At 70.5% G+C, this 7,438-nt stretch carries 6 protein-coding genes; 2 read left to right on the forward strand and 4 right to left on the reverse strand.

The features are described from left to right. The 3 genes from V6M46_RS02625 to V6M46_RS02635 all read right to left on the reverse strand — a co-directional run. Positions 1 to 107 (reverse strand): DUF4193 family protein (locus V6M46_RS02625; RefSeq protein WP_332662215.1); only part of this gene is annotated, 107 nt, incomplete at its 3' end. A 63-nt stretch (positions 108 to 170) separates the two neighbouring features. Then, a complete protein-coding gene (locus V6M46_RS02630) occupies positions 171 to 962 on the reverse strand; it encodes an inositol monophosphatase family protein (protein WP_332662210.1) in 792 nt (263 codons plus the stop codon). 16 nt (positions 963 to 978) lie between these two features. Next, entirely contained in the window at positions 979 to 2,019 is a 1,041-nt protein-coding gene (locus V6M46_RS02635) for a ferrochelatase (protein WP_332662211.1), read from the reverse strand. Positions 2,020 to 2,072: 53 nt separating this feature from the next. Between V6M46_RS02635 and V6M46_RS02640 the strand changes: the two genes are divergently transcribed. Then, positions 2,073 to 3,257 (forward strand): MFS transporter, encoded by a 1,185-nt coding sequence (locus tag V6M46_RS02640; protein WP_332662212.1) that lies wholly within the window; start codon positions 2,073 to 2,075, stop codon positions 3,255 to 3,257. Positions 3,258 to 3,293: 36 nt separating this feature from the next. After that, entirely contained in the window at positions 3,294 to 6,689 is a 3,396-nt protein-coding gene (locus tag V6M46_RS02645) for a bifunctional proline dehydrogenase/L-glutamate gamma-semialdehyde dehydrogenase (RefSeq protein WP_332662213.1), read from the forward strand. Between the two features lie 17 nt (positions 6,690 to 6,706). On the opposite strand, the gene V6M46_RS02650 is transcribed toward V6M46_RS02645, so the two are convergent. Next, positions 6,707 to 7,327 (reverse strand): trimeric intracellular cation channel family protein, encoded by a 621-nt coding sequence (locus tag V6M46_RS02650; protein ID WP_332662214.1) that lies wholly within the window; start codon positions 7,325 to 7,327, stop codon positions 6,707 to 6,709. Between the last annotated feature and the right edge of the window lie 111 nt (positions 7,328 to 7,438).

Genomic DNA, 7,438 nt, shown 5'->3' on the forward strand with positions numbered 1-7,438 from the left:
TCGACCTTGCCCGAGCTCTTCTCGTGCCGACGCGCCTTGAGCTCCTCGATGCTGTCCTCGGACTGCTCTTCCTCGGTCTTGCGCGGTGCGTCGTAATCGGTAGCCATCAAATCTCCCTTTGTGCGGAACAACCGGCGTGATTGTGCCACACGCCCCAAATGTTCCGTTCGTCAGAACCCACAAGCACGTACGAGGGCGAAATATTCCTCAGCAATCGCAGGGTGTGCCGCCATGACCATACGCTCATCCGGGCCGCCGTCGAAGCCGCTGAGAATCAGCCCCGCCTCGGCCGCGATCAGGCCCCCGGCCGCGAGGTCCCAGGCCTTGAGTCCCTGCTCGAGGTAGGCGTCGTACTGGCCCTCGGCCAGCGCGCACAGGTCGAGCGCGGCCGAGCCGATCCGGCGGATGTCGCGGACCTGCGGCAGGAACGTCGCCATCGCGGCGGCCTGCGTCGTGCGGATCTCCGGGATGTAGTTGAACCCGGTCGCGACCAGCGCATGCGCCACGGACTCCGGCTGCGGGGCCGCCAGCATGCGGCGGGCGTCGCCGTCGTAGCGCCACGCCCCGGCGCCCCGGACCGAGCCCCACTCGGCGCCTGACGCGATGTTGATGACGTAGCCCGCGACGACCTCGCCGTCCTGCTGTGCCGCGATCGAGACGCCGTAGGTCGGAATGCCGTAGACGAAGTTGACCGTGCCGTCGATCGGGTCGACGACCCAGTCGACCCCGGTCGTGCCGACCACGTCGTTGCCCTCCTCGCCGACGAACCCGTCGTCGGGCCGCACGGCGAAGATGCGCTCGCGGATCAGCCGCTCACAGGCCTCGTCGATCTCGGTGACGACGTCGGTCGGGCTCGACTTGGTCGACGCGATGTCGACCCGTCCGACCGGGCGTCGGCCCGCGACGAACGCCGCAGCCTCACGTCCGACCTCGCGTGCCAACGCCAGCAGTGTCTCGCTCATGTTCTTGGTGGGCCCTTTACGCGATGGTGGGGAGCTGGGTGCGGGGGTTGAGGCAGCAGTCGACCGGGCACACGTCGTGCGACGGGCCGAGATCACCCAGCGAGCAGCGCTCGACCTGCTCGCCGCGCTCCACCGCCGCACGCTCGAGCAGCAGGTCACGCACCATCGACACGAAGTCGGGGTGAGCGCCGGGCGTGTCGACCCGGTCGTATGCCATGCCGAGGCCGTCGGCGGTCATCTTGGCCTCGGTGTCGAGGTCGTAGATGACCTCCATGTGGTCGGAGATGAAGCCGATGGGCACGACGACGACCGAGGAGACGCCCCCCTCGTGCAGCTCGCGCAGGTGGTCGTTGATGTCGGGCTCGAGCCACGGCATGTGCGGCGAGCCGGAGCGCGAGCAGTAGGCCAGCGACCAGCGCTGCGCGCCGGCCCTCTCGGCGACCAGCGTGGCGACGCTCTCGTGCTGGCGGAGGTACAGCCCCCGGCCGGGGCCCCCGCTCGCGAGGTTCATCGTCTCGGGGATCGAGTGCGTGACGAACACGACGTGAGTGCCGTCGGGCGCACCCGCGAGCGCCTCCGACGTCGCCTCGACGAAGGGGCCGACGAAGCCCGGGTGGTTGAAGTAGTGCCGCAGCCGGCTCAGCTCGATCTCGAGCCCGCTGACCGCGTCGAACAGGTCCTCGCGGTACTGGCGGCAGCCGGAGTATGACGAGTAGGCGCTGGTCACGAAGCACGCCGCACGCGTGACGCCGTCGGCCGCCATCTGGCGTGCGGCATCGCGGAGATAGGGGTCCCAGTTGCGGTTGCCCCAGTAGATCGGCACGTCGACGCCGTTGTCGGCGAAGTCCTTGCGGAGCGCGTCGAGCAGCTCGAGGTTGAGCTCGTTGATCGGGGACTTGCCGCCGAACAGGTAGTAGTGCTGACCGACCTCTTCGAGCCGTTCGCGCGGGATGCCGCGGCCGGCCGTGACGTTCTCGAGGAACGGCACGACGTCGTCTGGATGCTCAGGTCCACCGAACGACACCAGCAGCAGCGCGTCGAAGGGCCGGGCGTTCATGCAGCAATCATCCCACCAGCACGGATAGGGTTCTCTGGCTGGGAGGCAATTCGATGCTGACGACCTATCGGGACGTGCTGTCACGGCCCGGTGCTGCCCTCTTCTCGTTCACGGCGTTGTGGTCGCGGCTGCCGCTGTCGATGACGGGCCTGGGCATCGTCCTGCTCGTGTCGGACCGCACCGGCTCATACGGCCGCGCGGGCGTCATGGCGGCGGCGTACGTCCTGGCGGCGGCCGCGTTCGGCCCGTTCCAGGGCCGACTCGCCGATCGCGTCGGCCAGGCCAAGGTGCTGTGGACCGTCGGTGCCGCGTACGCGGTGGGGATCGCGCTGACCCTCATGGCGATCGAGGCCGACTGGTCGGCGCCGCTGCCGCACCTGTGTGCCATCGTCGCGGGCCTGGCGACGCCCCAGACCGGCAGCATGGTCCGGGCTCGCTGGACGCACGCAGTCTCCGAACGCAGCCAGCTCAACACCGCGTTCTCGATCGAGGCCGTTCTGGACGAGGTCGTCTTCGTGGTCGGCCCGGTGCTCGTGACGTTCCTGACGCTCGAGGTGGCCGGGATCTCCGGCCTGGTCTTCGCCGGTGCCGCGGCAACGCTCGGCTCCTGGGCCTTGGCACTCCAGCGCAGCACCGCTCCCCCGCTGACTGCCCATGACGGCCAGCCGAGGGCTCCGATCAGCTGGCAGCTTCTCGGCCCGCTCGTCGCGGTCTCCGTCGGTCTCGGCACGCTTTTCGGGTCGACCGAGGTCATCGTGGTCGCCTTCACCGAGGAGCAGGGCCGGCCCGGTGCAGCGGGCGCGGTGCTCGCGGTGTGGGCCGCGGGCAGCCTCATCGCCGGGCTCGCGGTGGGGGCACTGCCCCAGACGCATCACCCACTGCGCCAGTTCCGGGTGGCCATGCTCGCGCTCGCGCTGCTGTTCGCGCCGCTCGGACTGCTGCCGAGCTCGGTCTGGCTTGCCGCGGGGATGTTCCTCGCGGGCGTCATGATCTCGCCGACGCTGATCGCGATGGTCAACATCACGGAGCTCGGCGTCCCGTCATCCCGGCTCACCGAGGCGCTCACGTGGACCGGCACGGGCATGGCGGTCGGTGTCGCCCCGGGTGCCGCCGTCGCCGGCTGGGTCATCGATCATCAGGGCGCATCCGCGGGGTTCCTGGTCCCGCTGATCGCAGGCCTGGCCGCCTCGGCCGTCGCCTGGAGCATCCGCTCTCCGTCAAGTACTGCCGCCTGGTGATCTTCGAGGCGTTGTGGCACTAACCTTGGGCACGACATGACCGAACTCACTCTGGCCGAGCGCAGCGTCGAGCTCGTGCGCACCTGGATCGATCCCGAGCGCGCATCGGCACGCCGAACCGATCCCTCCGCCGAACGCCTCGCCAAGCTGCTCAAGGATCCACACGGACTCGAGTTCACGATCGGGTTCGTCGACCGCGTCGTACGCCCCGACGACCACCGGGTCGCGGCGCGCAACCTGCGTGCGCTCGCGCTGCACACGCCGTCGTTCCTGCCGGCCAGCCAGCGCGTCCTGCTCAAGCTCGGCGCCGTCACGGCGGTCCTGTTCCCTGCCCTGGTCGTGTCGATCGCCCGGCGCACGCTGCGCCGGATGGTCGGCCACCTCGTCGTCGACGCCCGCCCGGTGCAGCTGGGCCGCACGATCAAGCGCCTGCGGGCCGGCGGCGACCGGCTCAACCTCAACCTGCTCGGCGAGGCCGTCCTCGGCGAGGGCGAGGCAGCACACCGCCGCGACGGCACGATGGAGCTGCTCGAGCGCGATGACGTCGACTATGTCTCGGTCAAGGTGTCCTCCGTGGCCAGCCAGCTCTCGATGTGGGCCTTCGACGAGTCCGTCGCGCGCGTCGTCAAGCAGCTGACGCCGCTCTACGACCGCGCCTCGACCGGCGAGCCGACGTTCATCAACCTCGACATGGAGGAGTACCACGACCTCGATCTCACGGTCGCGGTGTTCAAGACGATCCTCGACTCGTTCCCCGACCTCGAGGCCGGGATCGTCCTCCAGGCATACCTGCCGGACGCCCTCGGCGCGATGCAGGACCTGCAGGAGTGGGCCACCCGGCGGCGGGCGCAGGGCGGCGCGCCGATCAAGGTGCGTGTCGTCAAGGGCGCCAACCTGGCGATGGAGCGCGTCGACGCGGCGATCCACGGCTGGCCGCTGGCCACGTGGTCGACCAAGCAGGAGACCGACACCAACTACAAGCGCGTCCTCGACTGGGCCATGACGCCCGAGCGGGTCGACGCCGTACGCCTCGGCGTCGCGGGCCAGAACCTGTTCGACATCGCGTACGCCTGGCTGCTCGCGGGCGACCGCGGCGTGCGCGACAGCGTCGACTTCGAGATGCTGCTCGGCATGGACAGCGGCCCCGTCGACGCCGTCCGCGACGACATCGGCCAGCTGTTGCTCTACACCCCCGTCGTGCACCCGTCGGAGTTCGACGTCGCGATCTCCTACCTCGTGCGCCGGCTCGAGGAGAACGCGAGCAGCGACAACTTCATGTCCGCCGCGTTCGAGCTCGCCGACGAGCCTGACCTCCTGGCCCGCGAGATCCAACGGTTCTTCGCATCCGTCCACGCGCTCGACGACACCGTCCCGAAGCCGCACCGCACGCAGAACCGGCTGACCGAGGTCGCACCCGTGCACTCCGGGACGTTCACCAACACGCCGGACACCGACCCGTCGACGGAGGGCAACCGCGAGTGGGGCCGCCTCGTGCTGGCCCGCTCGGCCTACACGCAGCTCGGCACCGAGACCGTGCGCAACAACAAGATCCCGGGACCGGCAAGCCTCGAGAGCGTCGTCCAGGACACCCGGGTCGCGGCCAAGGCGTGGCAGGCGCGCGGCTCCGAGGTACGCGCGTGGGTCCTCCACCAGGCCGGCAGCGCGCTCGGCGCCCGGCGCGGTGACCTCGTGTCGGTCATGGCCGCCGAGGCCGGCAAGACCATCGCCGAGGCCGATGTCGAGGTCAGCGAGGCGATCGACTTCGCGCACTACTACGCCGAGTCGGCCCGCCGCCTCGAGGCCGTCGACGGCGCCGAGTTCGTGCCCGACACCCTGACGGTCGTCACTCCGCCGTGGAACTTCCCCGTGGCCATCCCGGCGGGGTCCGTGCTCGCCGCCCTGTCCGTGGGCAGCGGTGTCGTCATCAAGGCAGCGCCCCAGACCCGTCGGTGCGCCGCGGTCATGGTCGAGGCGCTCTGGCAGGCCGGCGTGCCGCGTGACGTGCTGCGCTACGTCACGATCGACGAGGGGCCGCTCAGCAAGGCGCTGATCTCGCACTCCGACGTCGACCGCGTCATCCTCACGGGTGGGTGGGAGACCGCCAACCTGTTCCGCTCGTGGCGGCCCGACCTCCCGCTGCTCGCCGAGACCAGCGGCAAGAACGCCATCGTCATCACCCCCAGCGCCGACATCGACCTGGCGGTCGCCGACCTCGTCAAGAGCGCGTTCGGGCATGCCGGTCAGAAGTGCTCGGCGGCGAGCCTGGCGATCCTGGTCGGATCGGTCGGCCAGTCCGAGCGTTTCCAGCGCCAGCTCGTCGATGCGGTCTCGTCGCTCAAGGTCGGCCTCCCCCACGACCCCGAGGTCACGATGGGCCCGATCATCGAGCCGCCGCTCGGCAAGCTTGCGGAGGGCCTCACGACTCTGGGCGACGGTGAGGAGTGGCTGCTCGCGCCGCGCCAGCTCGGCTCCGACCCCCGGGTGTGGACCCCCGGCATCCGCACGGGCGTACGCCCCGGCAGCCAGTTCCACACGACCGAGTACTTCGGCCCCGTCCTCGGCATCATGAACGCGCGTTCCCTCCACCAGGCGATCGAGTGGCAGAACGCCACGGACTACGGCCTGACCGCCGGCATCCACTCGCTCGACGCCAAGGAGGTCAACACGTGGATCGACTCGGTCCAGGCCGGCAACCTCTACGTCAACCGCGGCATCACCGGCGCCGTCGTGCAGCGTCAGCCGTTCGGCGGCTGGAAGCGGTCCTCGGTCGGCACGACCGCCAAGGCCGGCGGCCCCAACTACCTGACCCACCTCGGCACGTGGCGGCCGCGGCCGTTGCGCGCCGGCGAGACGCCCGAGCTCTCCCGTGAGGTCTCCCGGCTCCTCGACGCCGCCCGCCCGCACGTCAGCGGCGTCGAGCACCGTGACCTCATCGCGGCGGCCGCCTCCGACCACATCGCGTGGACCCGCGAGTACGGCGTCCTCAAGGACGTCTCGAAGCTCGGGGTCGAGCGCAACGTGTTCCGCTACCGACCCGTGCCCGTGGCGATCCGCTTCGACGGCAGCTTCCTGCCGGAGCTCATCCGCGTGCTGCTCGCCGCCACACGCACCGGCGCCCCGATCGCAGTCAGCTCCCGCACGCCCCTGCCGGACGGCCTGGCGCCGAAGGCGAGGGTCGAGACGCACGACGAGTGGCTCGCGCAGGTCGCGGCAACCCGGCCGGCCCGCGTGCGCCTCGTCGGCGCGGACGCCAAGGACGTCGCGGTCGCGGTCGACGGCGACCCCGATGTCGCGATCTACGGCGGCCCGGTCACCCCGTCCGGCCGCGTCGAGGCGCTGCCGTTCCTGCAGGAGCAGTCCGTCACGATCACGAACCACCGCTTCGGCAACCACGATCCCGAGTTCGACCTCGTCCTGCCCCGCCGGCCCTGACGTCACGCCCAGCGGGGCTAGGCGTGGTCGATGCCGGGCGGGAGCGGCGCGGTCCAGCCGCGCTTCAGCGCGATCAGCCGCCACCCCAGGCACACCGCGAACGCGAGGGCGTACCACCACTCGACATAACCCTCACGGTGCACGAGGGTCGCGATGAGTGCCCCGGCGAAGGCCGGCGTCGCGTACAGCTCACCGCGGAGGATGACCGGCACCCGACCGGCCACCACGTCGCGCATCATGCCGCCGCCGATCCCGCTCAGCATCCCGAGCGCCGACGCAGCGAGGACACCCAGCCCGGCCTCGTCCGCCTTGACCGCGCCGGTGACGCAGAACAGCGCCAGGCCGACCGCGTCGAGCACCAGGATCTGGCGTTCCATTCGGCCGAACGCCGGGTGGAACGCGAACACCACGAGGGCCGTCACGGCCGGCACCACGAGGTAGCGCCAGTCATCGAGGGCGGCCGGTGGCACCGACCCGATCAGCACGTCCCGGAGCACACCGCCACCGAGTCCGGTGATCAGCGCGAGGACCACGACACCGAAGACATCGAGCTCCTTGCGCACGCCGACCAGAGCTCCGGTCGACGCGAAGACCGCGATTCCGGCCAGATCGAGGACCAGGAGCAAGGTGTCGGACACGGCGACGACGCTATCTGGTCTCGGCGCGTCACCGCAGGTTCGCATCCTGCGCGCCTAGGATGAGAACACGCTTCGAGTGAACGCCCACCCGGAGCCGGCGTCACATCGGAG

It is taken from the genome of Aeromicrobium sp. (assembly GCF_036676885.1).
Lineage (GTDB): Bacteria > Actinomycetota > Actinomycetes > Propionibacteriales > Nocardioidaceae > Aeromicrobium.